At 68.3% G+C, this 17,106-nt stretch carries 16 protein-coding genes and 3 pseudogenes; 8 read left to right on the top strand and 11 right to left on the bottom strand.

Annotation, left to right across the window (positions count from 1 at the left end; genetic code table 11):
• From ACLQ28_RS17925 to ACLQ28_RS17945, 5 genes and pseudogenes are all read right to left on the bottom strand, one after another.
• The coding region (locus ACLQ28_RS17925; RefSeq protein ID WP_425687416.1) for a type I polyketide synthase at positions 1-1,836 on the bottom strand (1,836 nt) is incomplete at its 3' end.
• 250 nt (positions 1,837-2,086) lie between these two features.
• Entirely contained in the window at positions 2,087-2,782 is a 696-nt protein-coding gene (locus tag ACLQ28_RS17930; RefSeq protein ID WP_425687417.1) for a demethylmenaquinone methyltransferase, read from the bottom strand.
• Positions 2,783-3,265: 483 nt separating this feature from the next.
• Positions 3,266-3,436, bottom strand: a pseudogene (locus ACLQ28_RS17935) (transposase); the annotation flags it as partial.
• Positions 3,437-3,441: 5 nt separating this feature from the next.
• Positions 3,442-3,576 carry a hypothetical protein gene (locus tag ACLQ28_RS17940; protein WP_425687418.1) on the bottom strand — a complete coding sequence of 45 codons (135 nt, stop codon included), beginning with the start codon at positions 3,574-3,576 and terminating at the stop codon, positions 3,442-3,444.
• Positions 3,549-3,758, bottom strand: coding sequence for a hypothetical protein (locus tag ACLQ28_RS17945; RefSeq protein ID WP_425687419.1), 210 nt, complete (start codon positions 3,756-3,758; stop codon positions 3,549-3,551). Before ACLQ28_RS17945 ends, ACLQ28_RS17940 begins: the two co-directional genes overlap by 28 nt.
• Positions 3,759-3,960: 202 nt before the next feature.
• Between ACLQ28_RS17945 and ACLQ28_RS17950 the strand changes: the two genes are divergently transcribed.
• On the top strand, positions 3,961-5,202 hold the full coding sequence (locus ACLQ28_RS17950) for a sensor histidine kinase (protein WP_425687420.1): 1,242 nt from the start codon (positions 3,961-3,963) through the stop codon (positions 5,200-5,202).
• 179 nt (positions 5,203-5,381) lie between these two features.
• Positions 5,382-5,570 (top strand): hypothetical protein, encoded by a 189-nt coding sequence (locus tag ACLQ28_RS17955; protein WP_425687421.1) that lies wholly within the window; start codon positions 5,382-5,384, stop codon positions 5,568-5,570.
• A 61-nt stretch (positions 5,571-5,631) separates the two neighbouring features.
• On the opposite strand, the gene ACLQ28_RS17960 is transcribed toward ACLQ28_RS17955, so the two are convergent.
• Positions 5,632-6,699 (bottom strand): hypothetical protein, encoded by a 1,068-nt coding sequence (locus ACLQ28_RS17960; RefSeq protein ID WP_425687422.1) that lies wholly within the window; start codon positions 6,697-6,699, stop codon positions 5,632-5,634.
• 190 nt (positions 6,700-6,889) lie between these two features.
• Here ACLQ28_RS17960 and ACLQ28_RS17965 point away from each other — a divergent pair, with 190 nt between their 5' ends.
• Positions 6,890-7,024 (top strand): hypothetical protein, encoded by a 135-nt coding sequence (locus ACLQ28_RS17965; protein ID WP_425687423.1) that lies wholly within the window; start codon positions 6,890-6,892, stop codon positions 7,022-7,024.
• A 392-nt stretch (positions 7,025-7,416) separates the two neighbouring features.
• Positions 7,417-8,067 carry a response regulator gene (locus ACLQ28_RS17970; RefSeq protein WP_425687424.1) on the top strand — a complete coding sequence of 217 codons (651 nt, stop codon included), beginning with the start codon at positions 7,417-7,419 and terminating at the stop codon, positions 8,065-8,067.
• Positions 8,068-8,450: 383 nt separating this feature from the next.
• Here ACLQ28_RS17970 and ACLQ28_RS17975 read toward each other — a convergent pair whose 3' ends face one another.
• The 4 genes from ACLQ28_RS17975 to ACLQ28_RS17990 all read right to left on the bottom strand — a co-directional run bounded on the left by ACLQ28_RS17975 (position 8,451) and on the right by ACLQ28_RS17990 (position 11,217).
• Positions 8,451-9,491, bottom strand: a complete 1,041-nt coding sequence (locus tag ACLQ28_RS17975) for a hypothetical protein (protein ID WP_425687425.1) — start codon at positions 9,489-9,491, stop codon at positions 8,451-8,453.
• On the bottom strand, positions 9,488-9,826 hold the full coding sequence (locus ACLQ28_RS17980; RefSeq protein ID WP_425687426.1) for a PadR family transcriptional regulator: 339 nt from the start codon (positions 9,824-9,826) through the stop codon (positions 9,488-9,490). Before ACLQ28_RS17980 ends, ACLQ28_RS17975 begins: the two co-directional genes overlap by 4 nt.
• A 138-nt stretch (positions 9,827-9,964) precedes the next feature.
• A complete protein-coding gene (locus ACLQ28_RS17985; RefSeq protein ID WP_425687427.1) occupies positions 9,965-10,528 on the bottom strand; it encodes a hypothetical protein in 564 nt (187 codons plus the stop codon).
• A gap of 257 nt (positions 10,529-10,785) precedes the next feature.
• On the bottom strand, positions 10,786-11,217 hold the full coding sequence (locus ACLQ28_RS17990; protein ID WP_425687428.1) for a hypothetical protein: 432 nt from the start codon (positions 11,215-11,217) through the stop codon (positions 10,786-10,788).
• A gap of 136 nt (positions 11,218-11,353) precedes the next feature.
• Here ACLQ28_RS17990 and ACLQ28_RS17995 point away from each other — a divergent pair, with 136 nt between their 5' ends.
• Positions 11,354-12,511, top strand: a complete 1,158-nt coding sequence (locus ACLQ28_RS17995; RefSeq protein ID WP_425687429.1) for a histidine kinase — start codon at positions 11,354-11,356, stop codon at positions 12,509-12,511.
• On the top strand, positions 12,508-13,149 hold the full coding sequence (locus ACLQ28_RS18000) for a response regulator (protein WP_425687430.1): 642 nt from the start codon (positions 12,508-12,510) through the stop codon (positions 13,147-13,149). The genes ACLQ28_RS17995 and ACLQ28_RS18000 overlap by 4 nt, the downstream gene beginning before the upstream one ends.
• Positions 13,150-13,549: 400 nt before the next feature.
• On the opposite strand, the pseudogene ACLQ28_RS18005 reads toward ACLQ28_RS18000, so the two are convergent.
• A pseudogene (locus tag ACLQ28_RS18005) lies at positions 13,550-14,266 on the bottom strand (SDR family NAD(P)-dependent oxidoreductase).
• Positions 14,267-14,268: 2 nt separating this feature from the next.
• On the opposite strand from ACLQ28_RS18005, the pseudogene ACLQ28_RS18010 reads away from it, so the two are divergent.
• Positions 14,269-14,793 (top strand): annotated as a pseudogene (locus ACLQ28_RS18010) (serine hydrolase); the annotation flags it as partial.
• Positions 14,794-14,952: 159 nt separating this feature from the next.
• Positions 14,953-17,055: a right-handed parallel beta-helix repeat-containing protein gene (locus ACLQ28_RS18015; protein WP_425687431.1), complete on the top strand. Its 2,103-nt coding sequence runs from the start codon at positions 14,953-14,955 to the stop codon at positions 17,053-17,055.
• The last annotated feature ends 51 nt before the right edge of the window (positions 17,056-17,106 follow it).

The following is a 17,106-nucleotide window of genomic DNA, read 5'->3' on the forward strand; positions in this document are numbered from 1 at the left end:
ACTGTGACCAATCACCGCAGCGGGGAGCACCCCGTGTTCCTGCCACAACTTCGCGAGGCTGACCATGACCGCGAACAAGGCCGGCTGCACCACATCCACCCGGTCCAGGTCGTGTAACACCTCGGTCAACCGCCACCCGGTGAACGGCAGCAGCGCCGCTTCACACTCACCCATGAAACTGCGGAACCGAGGCGAGCAGGCCATCAAGTCCTCGGCCATACCGGCCCACTGCGACCCTTGGCCGGGGAACACGAACACCACACGACCATCAGCCGAAACCCTGCTGCCCTGCACCACCAGATCCGGGGCCAACCGCACCGCACGATGATCAAACCGGGTCCGGGCAGTGGCCAACGACCACGCCACCTGACCGGCGTCAGCCTCCACATTGTCTAGCGCGGCCAGCCCAGCCTGCACCGCAGCCGGCGACTTCCCCGACACCACCCACGGCACCAAACCCGACTCCACCAACGGCCCCGAAACCCCAACCGGCTCCTCGACCGGCACCTCCGGCGCCTGCTCCACGACGACGTGACAATTGGTGCCGCCCATACCGAACGAGCTCACCCCGGCCAGCAGCGGCATCTCGGGCCGCAGCCACGGACCTGACTCCTGCTGGACGCGCAGGCGCAACTCGTCGAACGCGATCGCTGGATTCGGCGTGACGAAGTTGAGGCTGGCGGGCACCGCACGGTGCCGGACGGCGAGGACGGTCTTGAGCAGGCCGACGATACCGGCGGCCCCCTCCAAGTGGCCCACGTTGGTCTTCGCCGAGCCGACCACGAGCGGCATGCCGGGGTCGCGTCCCGCGCCGAGCACCGCGCCCAGCGCCGCGGCCTCGATCGGGTCGCCGAGCCGGGTTCCGGTGCCGTGCAGCTCGACGTACTGCACGGCCGCCGGGTCGACCCCTGCGGCGGCGTACGCCAGCAGGAGCACCTCCTCCTGCGCCGCCTGGTGCGGCGCGGTGAGGCCGGTGCCGCCGCCGTCGTTGTTCAGAGCGCTGCCGCGTATCACGCAGTACACCGGGTCGCCGTCCGCCATGGCGGCGGCAAGCGGTTTGAGCAGGACGAACCCGCCACCCTCGCCACGCACGTAGCCATTCGCGCGGGCGTCGAACGTGTAACAGCGGCCGTCCGGGGAGAGCGCGCCGAACTGCGCGGCCGCGACGGTGCTGTGCGGGGCGAGGTTGAGGTTGACGCCGCCGGCGAGGGCCAGGCTGGATTCGCCGTGGCGCAGGCTCTCACAGGCCAGATGCACGGCGGCGAGAGCGGACGACTGGGCGGTGTCGACTGTCAGGCTCGGGCCGCGCAAGCCGAGGACGTACGAAAGGCGGTTGGCGAGCAGCCCTCGGTTCAGGCCGGTCATCGTGTGGCGGGCGTACGCTTGCGCGCCCTGCTGGTCGATCAGCCCGGCATAGTCGCCGGCGGTGGCGCCGACGAATACACCGGTACGTGTGCCGCGCAGGGTGGCGGGCAGCGTGCCGGCGTTCTCGAGTGCCTCCCAGCCAAGTTCCAGAACCAGCCGCTGCTGCGGATCGAGGGTGGCCGCCTCACGCGGAGAGATTCCGAAGAAGCCGGCATCGAAACCGTCGATGCTGTCCAGGAAACCACCCGATCGAGAATTAACCCGACCCGGTCCCGGCTTTCCGGATTCGAAGTATTCGTCGACGTTCCAACGCTCTAGGGGAACTTCACGGATAGCGCTGCCACCGCTGCGCAGCAACTGCCAGAACGCGTCCGGACCGTTTGCCCGGGGAAGCCGGCAGGAAATGCCGATAATTGCGATAGGGGTGGAGCTCCGAACGTTTTCCGCATCTGTTTCCGTCGGCGTCCGCACAGGCCTTCATTACCTCGCGTCTCAGCCATACCAGCATCGCAGCCGAACACCAGTGACCGGCCTGACTCATTGCAGTATTGTCTGCTCATCGTGTTGCATCAATGCTGATTTGAAGTCGCTGATATGATCTTCCAGGCGTCCGGATCGCGTGCTAGTTCGCGACACTCGACGCGCCTTCGACCGGCGCGGCACCGCAACGCCCCGGCGGGACACGCCGGGGCGGAGGGCAGGACGGTGGCGCGTACCGCGATCAGACGGGCTTGATCGCCCGGTGCAGCGCGACGATGCCGTTGGTGAGGTTTCGCCAGCCCACCTGCGTCCACCCGGCGGCGGCGACAGTGGCAGCGAGCTGCTGCTGACCGGGCCAGTCGCGGATGGACTGCGCAAGATACTCGTACGCCTCAGGGTTGGAGGAGACGATCTTGGCTAGGCCGGGCAGCGCGCGCGGGATGTAATTCTGGTAGACCGCACGGAAAGGCGCAAACAACGGCGTCGAGAATTCACAGACGACGAGTCGACCGCCGGGTCGGGTGACCCGCGCCATCTCAGTGAGCGCCGCCCGCGTGTCATTCATGTTACGCAGCCCGAACGAAACGGTTACAGCATCAAAAGTATCGTCCCTAAACGGCAAACGCAGCCCGTCCCCGGCCACCATCGGAACGTCACGGCCCAGTTCGCGTCCGCGCCTGAGCATCTCCTTGGAAAAGTCCGCGCAGACGCAGAAAGCGCCCGACCGGCCCAGCTCGACGGTCGACGCACCGGTGCCACCAGCCAGATCGAGAACCCGGTCGCCGGCTTCCAGACCGAGCGCCTTACGCGTCTCCCGGCGCCAATACCGATCGAGCCCGAAACACATCACCGTGTTGGCCAGGTCATAGTGTCGCGCCACCCCGTCGAACATGGTGGCGACCTCACGTGGATTCTTGTCCAGATCGGCGCGGGGCATGGCTAGCACAATAGCGTAAGCCCGTCTTCACCACTCCACCGCCGGTGTCGCCCGACATGGGCGCCACGTCGTCGCCCTGCAGCGTCTCGCCGGTGCCGGCCAAGGTTTTCCGGGACAACTGGGCCGCACCTGGTGGGTCAGGATCTCTTCAGCATGGCATCGTCGGAAAGGACCTTGTCCAGGCCGGCCGCCCGGGCACTGTGCGGCAACCGCGACTCTGCCTCGATGGCGGGCTGCGAAAGCCGCCGCCGCGAGTTCCTCAAGGCCCGCGACCAAGCGGGCTTCGTCCCACCATCCGCCGGATCCGCCCGCCGCCACAGCCATCGTCAGCGCACTGCACCACGCCGTCGAGCAGACCCAACCAGGCGAGCCGGCACCATCGACGTGATGCGTCCCGGCGTCGACTCGCTCAACGGGGCCGCCGCAATGGCCTGTTGGGAGCCGACCCACGACCCGCGCTGAGGGCGGACGCCCGCGCCATGGGGTCAGGGCATCGGTCCAGGGCCAGTTCGCGGCGATAGCGAGGCGGGTCCGTCGGGCGGTGCGGGTGATTCGGGCAGCGACGTGCAGCAGCCGGTAGCGCAGCTTCTTCGGTTCGGCGGTGGCCAGATCGCCGTCCAGTAGCAGAGCCTGGGTCCAGGCGAGCAGGTCGATGCCGGTCACGATGTCCACGACGCTGCCGTCGGGGCGGGGGTGTCGCCCGTGCCCTGCACTGCGGCGAGCAGGAACTCCTCGTCCCCGGTGGGCAGCACCTCGCCCATGCCGCTCAGGAAGTCGGCGACGATGTGCCCCACGCCGAGACGTCCGCTCCGGTGATCGCGACCAGGGCCCGGGCGAGTGGAGCCTCGGACCACGTCGTCGCGTGCGCGGCCGCCATGACCTCGGCGGTGGTGCCGGGAACCGGGAGACTGTGGGTTTCCCTGAAATGCCATTCCGGCACCAGCCGCTCCAGTTCGGACTCGCGCTCACCGGACACGTCGTCCCCCTGCGTGCACCGACACCGACATTGTTCACACCGCACCCGCGAAACAATTCCACAGCGGATCGATAGCTGACTTTTCGATGCACCCGGAGGACCGTAGAGAGGCCCGGTAACGCGTTCCCGCGCCCGGTCCCGGCTCCCGACTTCAGCGAGCTGACAGGTAAGGCGAATCTGACGGACGCGTAGAGTCCCGGGAATGGTGACGAACACCGGGAACGGCATCCAGAGCCGCCTCCGGGAGCGTGCGGTCGGTCCGGTCTGCGCGGTTTTGGCGTTCTGCGTGGTGTCGGCCGGTCTGCTGGCGGGTCCCGCGGCGGGCTGGCGGGCGGTCCTGCCCATGATGGCCGCGGTGCTGGGCGCTCTCGCCGTCGCCTCCTTGCACGCCCGGGACCGGGTCGTCCTCGCGGCTGCCGTCGGGGTAGCCGTGAGCTCCACCCTCGGCACCCTGTTCGGCGACCCTCCGGCACCGGAGAATGCGACCGGGGTGGCCACGCTGGTGGAGATCACCGGGCTGCTGCTGCTGAGCTGTCTGGTTGCCCGGTACGCCGAGATCCGGCAGGCGGTCGTGCTCTGCACCGTGCTCGGGGTTCTGGCGTCGACGGCACTCCTGCGGCTCCAGATCCCCCCGACCGCGATGGAGATCGCCGCGCAGAGCGCGTTCTTCGCGCTCGGCGCCATCGCTGCGGCCGCCACGGGTGGCGGCCTGCGCGCCCTGGAGTCCCGCAGGATCCGAGCGGTGTACGAGGCCCGTCGCAGCCAGCGCCTCCAACTGGCGGGCGACCTGCACGACCTCGTGGCCCACGACGTGTCGGGCATCGTCGTGCTGGCCCAGGCGGCACAGGTGATCGGCGCGGATCAGCCGGAGAAGGTGCTACCCCTCCTGCAGCAGATCGAGGCCTCCGGTCGCCAGGCCCTCGGCTCCATGGACCGCACCGTCCATATGCTCAGGTCCACCGACGCAACGGCCTCGGGCAGCCGGGGTGCCGCAGACGAGTCACAGCCGGGAACCTACGGCCTGGAGGACATCGTGGACGTCGTCGACCGGTTCCGGGCGGGCGGCCGGGCCGAAGTGCGCCTGCACATCGACCGGTCGCCCGAGCAGATCGGCCGGGTTCCCCGCGAGGTGGCGAGCACCGCGCACCGGGTGGTGGTGGAGGCGCTGACCAACGTACGCCGGCACGCCGCCACGACGCCGTGGGTGACAGTGTCCGTGGCGTCCGGCCCGGAGCGCCCGGAGCCGGTGCTCACCGTGTCCGTCACCAACGGCTCCCCCTCCGTCAGCGAGGCCGGCGGCGGGCACTTCGGTGACCGAGGGCGACACGGGTCCACCGGCCTGGAAGGGCTCGCCGAACGCGCCCGGGCGCTTGGGGGCACCCTGGAGTTCGGCGTCCACGGGGAGCACGGCTGGCGGGTCACCGCGCTCCTGCCACTGGGCTGAGCACTCCGCTTCTCCCGGCGTCCGACAACGCCACTTTCAGAGTTCTGATCGACCCCTCTTCCGATGCCGGCCGCACCGCTACGTCTGCAGGCGACGTCCCCCGCAGTTCCTTTCCGTCTTCGCCGAATATGTCCGGCGGCCCGTGGTGGGCATATCCGGTACCGAGGGAGGGGCACTCCATGGACACGATGATGATCGGCCTCTCCGACGTGACGAAGTCGTTCGGAGCCACACGAGCTCTCGACGGCGTCAGCCTGGCGCTCGGCGGCCCCGACCTCGGCACGATCCTGGCGACGCTCGCCTGCTGCGTGGTGCTCGTCCTCGTCACCGCGCCGCTGGCGATCCGCACCTTCCGCCGGGCGACCTGACCCTTCCCGCTGACGACGAGGGCCCGGAACCAGTCACCTGGTTCCGGGCCCTTGTTGTTTCTCAGCCGCGGGTGCAGCTCTTGCACACGCCGCGCCGCCGAAAGTAATAGGCGAGTGTGGCGGCCGCCAGGGCGATGCCCCACACCGGCCAGACCATCTCCGGGACCGTGGCGCCCCAGTCGTCCTTCTGGTTGTCGAAGGCGCCCTGGAAGTGCAGCCGGATGTACATGACCCCGGCGATCGTCACCATGATGGAGACCAGTGTGGCCGGGACGACCGCCAGCGAAATGGGCACCCGCCGGCCCCTGAGGCCGACCATCCAGCGGGGGAAGACCTCGCCCCAGCGCTGCACCAGGCCCAGGGTGAGCAGCGAGCCGAGCGCCCCCATGGTGGCGAGCGCGGCACCGGCGATCCAGAGGTGGTCCTTCTTGCCCTCCTCCCACAGCTCGTCGGAGATGCCGAGCGGGAAGCCCAGGACCCAGGCCCACCGGGTGCTGGCGTACAGCAGGGGGACGACGACCGCCGTGTACGCGGCCCTCTTGCCCCAGCGGACGGCGACCTCGGGCGAGGTCCAGCCGGCGCCGGCATCGGTACGCCCGCAGCGGGTGCAGGCACCGGACGTGCGGCGCTGGTAGACGACCGCCGACGCGACCATGAGGCTCACCGAGACCACCGCGAACAGCTGGTTGATCACGGTCCAGTTGATCGCGCTGAACTTCAGCATGAAGACATAGGCGAGATTGCCGAGGAGCCGGAAGTCTGCGAGCGTGCAGAGCACTGCGGCCGCCGAGAACACGGAGGCACCGATCAGCACGGAGGTGGGGATCCGCCGCCGGCCCGGCAGCGCCAGGAGGAGCGCGACCGCGGCGCTGCCCAGGAACCCGCCCGCGATCCACGGTGCCAGCCGGTCGCGGCCGACGTGCTGGAAGGCCGAGTATTCAGGGTTGGCGTCGTCGGTGCCGAACGGGAAGCCGTCCCCGCCGAGAGCCCAGTAGGTGTGGGCCAGCCCGTACAGCAGAAGTGCGAGAAAGGCCGCGTAGCCGATCAGGGCCGTCCGGTTGAAATGCCCCCGCACCGGACGTGCACCGTCCGTCGTCCGTGATGACACGTGCTCGGCCGCCTGACTCATGACGCTTCCTCCTTGTATCAACCTCACAGGTCAGCATTCCGGGCCCGGCCGTCCGGCACATCTGCCGATCGGCAGAGCTGGCACGGCCGGGCCGGACAGCGGGACGGCCCGCTCAGTCCCGAAGGCCGATGAGCCTCTGCTGAAGGGCGCTGCCGACCTCGGCGACCGGCCCGGCCTGCAGGAGCTGGCGGTGCTCGAAGTCGATCCCCTCGACCTCGACCCGCCCGGTGGCACAGCGCTGAAGCTTCGCGACGGACCGCTCGGTCTTCCCCGCCGGGTCGCCCTCGTCGCGGGTGGCGACGAACAGCAGGACGTCCCCGTCTAATACCTCCGGTACGTATCCGATGGTGAGGTGAGGGAACAGTTGTTGTTGAGCTCACCGATCCGCAGGATCCGCTCAGTCCGGTGCGCGGCACCGTGGCGAGCACACCCGCGGTGATCTGCAGGTGGTTGACGCCGTGACCGGCGACCAGCGCGGCCAGTTTCTCGCCCGCCGGTGCGTGGTGGGTGTCCGGGAGCACCAGTGTCGCCCCGGTGAGCAGGGTTCATCGCCAGGTCGGCCATCGAGACGTCGGAGCTGGGCGAGACGGCCTGGAGGATCCGGCTCTCGGTGTCGATGGCGAAGCGACCACCAGTGCGGGGCGCGTCCTGGACGACGAAAAATTCGCATGCGGTCCCGGTGGCTGAACGGCGCGAATTCGCACTACGGTACCGATCGTGACCATCCACATACTCCTCGCCGACGACCAGGAGTCCGTACGGATTGGGTTCCGCCTCATCCTGGATTCCCAGCCCGACATGGAGGTGATCGGTGAGGCTTCCGACGGCCTGCAGGCCGTCGAGCTCGCCGCGGCATTGAGCCCGGATGTCGTGCTCGCTGACATCCGCATGCCGCGCCTGGACGGCCTGGAGGTCACCCGGCGGCTCGCTGGGCCCGGCGTCGAGCCTCCGATGAGGGTGGTGGTGGTGACGACCTTCGGACTCGACGAGTACGTCCACACCGCACTGCGCAACGGCGCCTGCGGCTTCCTGTTGAAGCGCTCGGGGCCGACGTTGCTGGTGGAGGCGGTGCGGGCAGCCATGGCGGGCGAGACGCTGATCAGCCCATCGCTCACCGTCAGTCTGCTGCAGCACTACCGGGACGCGGGCCGGCCCAGGACCGCGCAGCCGGTGGACTCCCTGACCGACCGGGAGACGGAGATCGCCCGGCTGGTCGCCAAGGGGATGACCAACGCGGAGATCGGGGCAGAGCTCTTCATCTCGGCCGGTACGGCCAAGACCCATGTCGCCAACGTCCAGCGCAAGCTGGACGTCCGCAACCGGGTCGGCATCGCCGCATGGGTCTGGGGCAACGGTCTGGAGGAGTGAGCAGGTCCTCGACGACCCGGGTCCGGTCCCCTGGAGCCGGGTCTGGCGAAGGGCTTGCGTGATGCCTTCGAGCCCGACGGACGATTGGTGGAGCCGCTCATTGAGGACTACCGCCATCCGGCCTCCACCTTGGGGCAGGCGTTCATGGCCAACGCCGACGCCTCAGGGGACCGCCGGTAGCTACCCCACGCACCATCGACGGCTAGAAGTGGATGCCGGCAAAATAGACGATCGTTAGGCCATCCAGACCAGGCGACACTCGATCAGCGGCAAAGCCGGATGTGCCCACCGGCAGGGGGCCGCTGCAGATGGTGATCGGCGCGACGCCGCGCCCGGTCGGCGGCTACTTCTGATCTTGGTCGAGGTTGGCCTCGTGGGTCAGATTACTGGCTGAGCCCGGGTCGGTGGCGAGTGCGGGCCGGGGCGGGGCGGGACGGGCAGAGCACGGCCACGGCGATGGCTGCTGTTATCGCCGCCCCGGCGGGGTAGGCCATGCCGCCAAAATCGTCGGTGGGCACCAGGCCATGCCAGAACGGCGAGTCAGGCAGGGCCGTGCCTGACAGTATGCCCAGGTATTGCAGACTACCGAGCAGCCAGGCGGGGATCAGCAAGACGAGACCGCCGATGGCGGTGGTGGCAGCGAGAAAGGCTGCCAACGGACGGTGCTCGAGACGGCGGCTGGCCCAGCCGGCTAGCAGCCATCCAGCCAGCATGCCGAGCAGGCCGACGGCGAGCGTCGAACCGGTGAGCCAGCGTGGTTCCGCCCGGTAGATCGAGACCCTGAGCCCGCCTTCGGCGGACGCTGCGTCGAAGTAGTCCTCGAACGACAGCACGAGTGCGTCGTTGCGTGCGATCAACGCCTGCGAGTTGTTTTGCCGGGCGCCGGTTTCGATGTCGGTCGGGCTGGTCGAGTAGGTGTCGGTGACGCGCCAGCCGGCCGCCTCCAGGCGTTGCTGCAGGCCGGCTAGATAGGCATCGACGTCCTCGGTCGCAGGCGTTCGATCGGTGCTGTAGCTGACCGACGCCGCATCGGTCTCACCACCGTTGTTGCGGAAGAGGGCGTCCGACCTTCCGTACGATTGTGCCGATAAGCCTGGGGTGAGCATCTGGGCGAGCTGAGTCCGCGCCGCGCCGCTTGGTAGCGCCGGCGCCGCCTCCCAACCAATACGGTTCGCCAGCGACGCGCTCAGAAAGCCGGAGATAATTGAGGCGAAGATAGCCAGCACGACCACGCCCCTGTTGAGGGGGCGACCGAGTCGGGCCCGCATGCCGTGCCGAAGCAGGTTGAGCGTCTCAATAGGGCCAGGCCCGACGTGTCCGGCCTCGGCAGCCATGAGCAGCGTGTCTGCCAGTTCTCCGCGACGTGAGCCCTTCGGGTAGACGCGCAGCAGCAGGCGATATGGGGTGGCGAGGCGGCGGCTCATGCGAACGCCGGGCCAGGCCGCGAGGCGTTCAGCAGCCGCGATGCGGTGCTAGCGTTGCGGGCCAGTCGCGCTGTCTCCTCAGCGAGTGCCGCCGCGCCGTCGTCAGTGAGGCGGTAGTAGCGCCGAGGACGCCCTTCAACGATCTCCTCTCTGTCGATCGCGACCAGTCCTTGGGCGGCTAACCGGTCCAGCGCCGCGTAGAGGGTGCCGGCCTGCAACCTGACCTGGCCTTCGGAGAGCGCCTCGGCCGTCTGGATCACGCCGTACCCGTGCCGTGGTTGATCGACCAGCGCGGTCAGGATCCAGAACGTCGGTTCTCGCATGGCCTTCGACATGATCGCCAATATAAAGATTGTCTGACTATGGTGCAACGGCACTGGTGCCGCGCCGGCCGGGGTTGCTGCAGGAGTGGATCGACATGGACCCCGTGGGCAGGTTCGCTGGTGTTTTACCTGGGGCTGGGGGACGCACAGTCAGCCCATGCTTGGGTCGTCGGTGCCTGCGTCGTTCGGCTGGACGCGGGTGTTCATCCAGACGATCAGCGACGCGATCAGCAGGAGGATCGAGCCCACCAGGAAGGCGTGGGTGACTCCTTCGGTGAAGCTCGCCCGCAACAGCGCCCGCCCCACGGCCTCGGGGTCGCCAGGAAGCGCTGTGGTGATCGGGCCGATCACCTGCTCGGTGCGCTGCCCGGCGAAGTGCAGGGACACGCTGCTGAGTACGGCGAGGCCGACTGATCCACCGAGTTGCTGGGCGGCGTTGAACAGGCCGGAGCCGACGCCGGTGTCCTGCGGTGCCAACCGGTAGAGCGAGGCCGGGGTGAGGCCGGCCAGCACCATTCCCATGCCCACGGCCATGGTGATCAGGTACGGGAACACCTGGCCCAGTAGCTGACATTCCCGCCGACCGTGGTGCCGCCGGTGGCGGCCAGCGCCGCGGCGGCCGGGCTGTCGTCCACCGAAAGCCGTGAGGACATCGCCATCGAAAAGGCGGCCGGTACGCGTCATCGCCCTGCCCGCCACGGTCGCCGTCACCACGATCCCGAGCGCGAACGGCAAAAAGGCAATGCCGGTCCGCAGCGGCGAGTAGCCGAGGATCTGCTGAACGAACAGGGTGATTTCGCGCGGATCACGCCTGCGTCCCGCCCGTCCGTTTGCGCACGGTTGGTGCCCCGAACGCCGTTTAGTGCACTGGAGTGCCTGCTGTCCACCGAGCCGCCCCGATCGTGCGGGCCAGGCTCGTACTCGAAGCCGCCGAGGACGCCCGCTACGTACGACGAGCGTGCGTATCGCGGCTATGGCCCTGACGTGCGCACGACAGCGATGGGCGTTGGTTCCTGTGGGGTGGCCTCCATGGACGACCGGACCGTACGGAGATTCGCGCGAATCACGACGTTGAGCATCAGAGCGCCGCACACAGCCTGCTCGATGCGCAGCCAGGTGGGGAACGCGCCCGGCCAGGCAACGACACCGATGATCGCGGCCAGCACCACCATCGAGATGATGCGCAGCCGGCGGAACGAGGCACGGTGACCGGCGGCTGCGCGGTGGGCAAAGAGAAGAAGCACTGCCGCACTGGCGGCGACCAGTGGCGTACGAACCCAGACGGCTGTGGTGACAAGTGCCGGGTCGTGGCGCATCAGCACCACGGCAAGGAAGGTGGACACGCTGATCACCAGGAAGGCGGTCAGCAGCTTGACGACGGCGTTCAGGTGGTCTTTTTTCATGCCGCCCAGCCTGCGTCTCGGGGCTGGGGTCAGGCATCGGCGCGCGGATCGAAGTCCCGTCTCCACCCGAGGGTGGAGACGCGTCTACAGCCTCTGCGCCGATGCTGTTGCGGCGACATCCCTCTAGATTTGTGGGGTGCAGACCGAGGAGCCCGCGCTGACCCGTCTCCGGGTCGTACGGTGGATGCAACTGCTGACACCGCTGATGCTGGCGTGGTTCGTGTGGGCCGCCGCCACCGCCGAGCCCCGATTCGGGCTGACCGGGACGCGGCTGATCGTCGTACTGGCTACCGTCGTGTTCGTGGCCGGAGTGTTCGGCCGCAACGCGACCGCCGAGGCGCCGATCCGGCCGGCGCACGCCGTCTTCGTCGGGGCGATGCTGGTTGGTTCGGTGACGTTAGTCGCGGTACAGCCGAGCGGTCCGGGCTCGGTGGCGGTGCTGGTGGCGGTGCTGTGCGCGGCGACCGCGTTGATGCCCGTCCGGGTGGCCGTCCCGGCGTTGATCGTGGCGTTCGTGGTACTCGAGATGCTGGCGTCGATCACCGGGCAGGACTTTGGCTTCCTGGCCGTGCTCGCCGGGTTCGCCGTGCTGTTCGGCGCGCTCTACCTGGCGTTCCGGCTGGCCGAGTCGCAGCGCGAGACCAAGCGGCTGCTCGCCGAGCTCGAAGCCGGCCAGGCGGCGCTGGCCGAGGCAGCGGGCTTGGCCGAGCGGCAACGGCTGGCCCGGGAGATGCACGACGTGCTCGCCCACTCGCTGTCGGGACTTCTGCTGCACCTGGAGGGGGCGCGCATGCTGATCACTGAGGATCCGACCGATCCGCGCCTGCCCGTCGCCGTCGACCGCGCCCATCATCTCGCCCGTAGCGGCCTGGAGGAAGCTCGCCGGGCCATCGGGATGCTGCGGGACGACGACCTGCCCGGACCGGACCGGCTGGCTGCGCTGGCCGAGCAATTCAGCCAAGATCAGTCCGTCCCGTGCGACTTCGCGGTGTCCGGCGAGCCACGCTCGCTGAGACCGGAGGCTCGTCTGGCCCTCTACCGGGTGGCGCAAGAGGCACTTACCAACGTGCGCCGGCATGCGTCGCCGACCCGGGTCTCACTGCGTCTTGCCTACGAATCGACCGGTACCCGCCTGACCGTAGAGGACTTCACCGACCGGGGTCTCGTGATCCCTGCCGAGACGGGCGGCTACGGGCTGACCGGGATGCGTGAGCGGGCCGAGCTGCTCGGCGGCACGCTCAGCGCGGGCACGACCGATCATGGGTTTCGGGTCGATCTGGTAGTGCCGACATGATCCGGGTGCTCATCGCCGACGACCAGCGCGTGGTCCGTGAGGGCCTGACCATGGTGCTCGCTCTGATGAAGGGCTTCGAGGTGGTCGGAACGGCCGCCGACGGCGACGAGGCGGTCACGCTCGCCGAGGCCCTCCGACCGGATGTCGTGCTCATGGACCTGCGCATGCCACGGTGTGACGGGATCGAGGCCACCCGTCGCCTGCGCAGCGAGGTGCCCGAGACCAAGGTGGTCGTGCTGACCACGTATTCGGACGATCGATCGGTGCTGGACGCGTTTCGCGCCGGCGCCCGCGGCTACCTCACCAAGGACGCCAGCGGTGCGCAGATCTCCGAGGCGCTGCGGCAGGTCCTGGACAACCACGCCGTCGTCGACCCGGCCGTGCAGCGCCACCTCATCGACGCGATCGCAACTGAGCCGACGCCACGATCAAGGTTCCCGGACGGTCTCACGCCCCGCGAGGCCGAGGTGCTGTCACTGATGGCCGGTGGCTTGTCCAACGCCGAGATCGCCTCTCACCTGGTCGTCAGCGAAGGAACAGTGAAGAGTCACATCAACCACCTGTTCGCGAAGATCGGCGCCCGCGACCGGGCACAGGCCGTCACGTACGCCTTTCGGCAGGGCTTGATCGAGCCATGATCATCGCGATCCGGTACCCGCGCCCCGAACCCCGCCCAAGGATTCAGGAGGGCATCCAGCAGCGCTGGAAGCGGCCACCGGGGTGTACGCGCCGAAGTTCGCCCTCCTCGACGCGGTGTTCGAGGCGTTTCACCCAAGCGAGCCACACCACTACCTCGCCTATGTCGCCGTCAGCCCCGAGTAGCAGAACCGCGGGGCAGGCACCGCGTTGCTGAGCCATCCCCACCGCCAGCTCGACACGCTCGGCAGGCCAGCCGGGCGGGTCCATGCCGGTCCGAATCCAGAGCCAGCCGCGCTGCTCCGATTGGCTGGACGCCGGCTGGCCTACCCAGGATCTGCGCGACGTACTGACATGAAGGACTCGCGCGAACTCTCCCAGCCGCTTCGCGACCGCGGGCGCTCAGGAGTGTGAAGTTCGTACTTGCTCGAAGTGGAACTCGCGGATGAAGCAGTCTCGTGGTTGACCAACCGCGAAGACCACGCAGTCGATGACCGATTGCGCAGTAAGGTCGCTATCCGCCTGCCGCGGCCCGTTCTGAACGAAGTCCGGTGGAAAAAGGGAAATCACCCGGATTCCTTCTGGCCGGAGCCGGTGCGAGGGGATCTCAGCGAGCCCGGCGTGGGCATGCTTGGCCGCGTAGAACGCGGGATGCGCGCCCGAGCGGCGGTGCCCCACCTCGCCGCATGTGGAGATCATGTTGACGACGTCGGGCCGCGACGATGCCCGCAGCAGCGGCAGCAGATGCTTGGTCAGCAGCACGGTGCCGGTGCCGCCCGCAGCCAACACTTTCTCGATCGTGTCGTCCGAGACGCCTGCCAGGTCGTCACCTTCGATGTATGCGGCACCATTGTTGATCAGCACATCGAGGTAGCTCGTCCGGTCCGCCACGGCCGCGGCGAACCCACGCACCGAATCCGGTGCGGCGAGGTCGCAATGAAACGCGTCAGCCCGGCCTGCCCCCGCCGGCTGATCGCATCCGCAACCCGCTGGGCCGCCACCACGTCGAGGGCCGATAGGAAGATCTGTGCGCCGCGTTCGGCGAACGCCTCGGCCAGAAGTCGACCCGTGCCACGTGCCGCGCCGATGATGGCGAACGCGCAAACCATCAAGATCCATGGCCGGCCGAGCGACTGGGCCCGATGGAGGCCAATCTCGTGCACTCCCTCACCATCGCGGTGGCGACCCCTGGCCACGGTCACCCGGTGCCGCAGCTCGACGTCAGCCGCGCCAAACGTTGGGTCGGTCAGGGCCTTCGTGGATCTGTTCCAGGGCCTGTGGCGACCCTCGACCGTGCATCCCTCGACCGCCGAACGGGTTCGTGGGTTGATAGCCGACAACGTGCACCGGCAACGGCTCGCGCCCGACTTCGCCTCGGACGCGTCGCGCTGGTCGTCGAAGACCGGCACCCTACTCAATCTCCGCAACGAGGTCGGGGCATCGAGCACGCGGACGGGCAGCCGTACGCGGTCGCCGCCCTCACCGAATCCCGTGTGCCGGCCGTCGTCCAGCCCGACGCGGAGGCGTTGATGGCGCAGGTCACCCGGACCCCTGCGCGACCACCTCCGGATGTCCTGACCACCGCATCATGTCGACCGCCGGAACTTCGGACCAGCACGGCGGGGCGTGAATCGTCACCGCTGTGACAAAACAACACGGTGCGGGTTCTGAGTCGGGTCGGTTCATGCCCTTGCCTGGTCGCACGACGGATGCGGCCGATGGTGTCACTGGAAGACAGGGCAGTGGGGACGGTAAGTAGCGCTTAGCCTCTACGAAGATCATTTTGCCGTGACGGGAGGACGAGTGTGGGCGGGCAGCAATTGACCAGGCGGGCAATGCTTGCCGGGGCGCCGGTGGTCGCTGGTGCGGCGGTGCTGGCGCAGCCTTCGGCGGCCGGTGCGGTCGTTCCTGGTGCGGGGTTGGTCAGTGTGGTGTCCCCGGCTGACTTCGGCGCGGTCGGCGACGGTGTCGCGGACGACACGGCGGCGCTGAACGCCGCGTTCACGCAGGCCCGTCTGGTCGATCTCGGCGGGCCGGAGAAGGTCTACCTGGTTTCGGGCACCCTGTTGTTGCAGCAGTCGGGACCGCAGGTGCTGACGGCTGAGGGTGCGACGGTACGCGCGGGTGCGGCGGTGGACCTCCTGTATGTACGCGACGCCGCACACACCCTGCGTGGGGTGCGGTTCGATGGCAACGGTCGGCACGCCGGCGTGGGTGTGGTCGTGGAGCCGAGCGCCGGGGGTACGACGATCGAGCGGTGCGAGTTCGTCGACGTGGCGGGTGCCGCGATAGTGGTTAGGGCGGACCGGACGAGGGTCGTGCGCTGTCGTGCCAACCACTGTGGGCGTAGGGTCGAGTCGCCACTCAATTCCACCATTGTCGTCGAGGCGGCCAACCACTGTTCGGTGGTGGACAACGAGTTGCGTGACTGCGATTCCGGTGTCACCTACCAAGCCGACAATGCCAGTACAGGCATCAGTTTCTACGAATGCCGTGGTAACTCCATCGGTTGCGGCAGCCCTCCGCCCGGTGGCTCGGTCGGCATTGGTAGCAGTTTCGGCCGTTCGGCACGGATCGAGGGCAACACGGTACGCGGTTTTTCCAGCGCCAGCATTTCCTGTGCCGGTGGCCGTGACGTGGCGATCGTGGGCAACGGCACCCAGGGGGGCTCGGATGGTGTATATGTCGGTGGTGATGCCAGTGACAGCGTCACCATTACCGGCAACGTCTTCAACGGTCCGGCCCGTGGTGTGCGGGTCGCCAGCGGTGTCGCGTTGATCGCGGGTGTCGTGGTCAGCGGCAACACGGTGTCGCGGCCGACCGACGCCGGGATCCTGGTCGAAGAGTCGGGCACCGCGCAGGTCACCGGGATCACCATCGCGGACAACGACCTGCACATCGCGGACTCCGGTGATTACGGCGTGCGGATGGTGAGCGCCGAGGTGTCCCGGATCAGTGGCAATCGCATTCACCGTCCGAACCATCAGGCAATCCTGCTGCAGGGCGTGGACCTGATCACCGTCAACAACAACATGATGCTGGACGCGGGTCGTTCCGCCGCGAAGACGATCGACGCGATCAGCGTCATCGACTCGAACCGGGTGCTGCTGCGGGACAACCTGGCGTACGGCAGCACACGGTATGCGATCGGCGTCACCGGCGGTGTCGGCATGACGGCCACCGGTACGAGGTGGCGTGGCCTCAAGGGCGGTGTCGACAGCAGCGCACCGAACACCGTGTACGCCGACAACGCCTCCCTCGACACCAGCGCGGTACGCATCATGCCGCTCGGTGACTCGATCACCGTCGGGGTTGGCGACGGTGCCGCTCTCGACGCGGAGCTCGGGGGGTACCGCGTCGGATTGTGGAAGAGCCTGACCGCAGCCGGGTACCCAGTCGACTTTGTGGGCGGCGCGATGTCCGGGCCGCCGCTCGACCTGGGCGACCGCGACCACCAGGGCAAGTCGGGCGACCAGACCGGCAATGTCTCCGCGATCATCGTCCAGGCGATACAGCGCCACCTGCCACACGTGGTGCTGCTGCACATCGGTACCAACGACATCAATGCCGGCCTCTTCGAGGGCGCGGCCGATCGGCTGCGCAACCTGCTCGACCAAATTCTCGCCATAGTGCCCGACGTCCACCTCTTTGTCGCGCAGATTGTGCGCAGGCGAGGCGGCGACGCGACGAAGGCCAGTCAGACCGTCGCCTACAACGCCGACGTAGCGCACATCGCGCAGGAGAAGAAAACGGCGGGCTTCAACGTATACGTGGTCGACATGTTCAACCGGTTGACCGTGGACGACTTCACCGACACCCTTCACCCCAACGGAGATGGTTACATCAAGATGGCCGCCGGATGGTACGAAGCGCTTCTCGCCCACTCCGAAAGCCTCCGGGCGCATTGAGCCGCGACATGAACCCTGACAGATTGCATCGCAGGCAGACCCAGCAGAAGG

Source organism: Micromonospora sp. DT201 (genome assembly GCF_049841575.1).
Lineage (GTDB): Bacteria > Actinomycetota > Actinomycetes > Mycobacteriales > Micromonosporaceae > Micromonospora.

Excerpts from the sequence above, each read along its gene's own strand:
- ACLQ28_RS17930 (WP_425687417.1), bottom strand. The coding sequence starts at position 2,782 with ATGCCCCGCGCCGATCTGGACAAGAATCCACGTGAGGTCGCCACCATG.
- ACLQ28_RS17950 (WP_425687420.1), top strand. The coding sequence starts at position 3,961 with ATGGTGACGAACACCGGGAACGGCATCCAGAGCCGCCTCCGGGAGCGT.
- ACLQ28_RS17990 (WP_425687428.1), bottom strand. The coding sequence starts at position 11,217 with ATGAAAAAAGACCACCTGAACGCCGTCGTCAAGCTGCTGACCGCCTTC.
- ACLQ28_RS17955 (WP_425687421.1), top strand. The coding sequence starts at position 5,382 with ATGGACACGATGATGATCGGCCTCTCCGACGTGACGAAGTCGTTCGGA.
- ACLQ28_RS18000 (WP_425687430.1), top strand. The coding sequence starts at position 12,508 with ATGATCCGGGTGCTCATCGCCGACGACCAGCGCGTGGTCCGTGAGGGC.
- ACLQ28_RS17980 (WP_425687426.1), bottom strand. The coding sequence starts at position 9,826 with ATGTCGAAGGCCATGCGAGAACCGACGTTCTGGATCCTGACCGCGCTG.
- ACLQ28_RS17975 (WP_425687425.1), bottom strand. The coding sequence starts at position 9,491 with ATGAGCCGCCGCCTCGCCACCCCATATCGCCTGCTGCTGCGCGTCTAC.
- ACLQ28_RS17960 (WP_425687422.1), bottom strand. The coding sequence starts at position 6,699 with ATGAGTCAGGCGGCCGAGCACGTGTCATCACGGACGACGGACGGTGCA.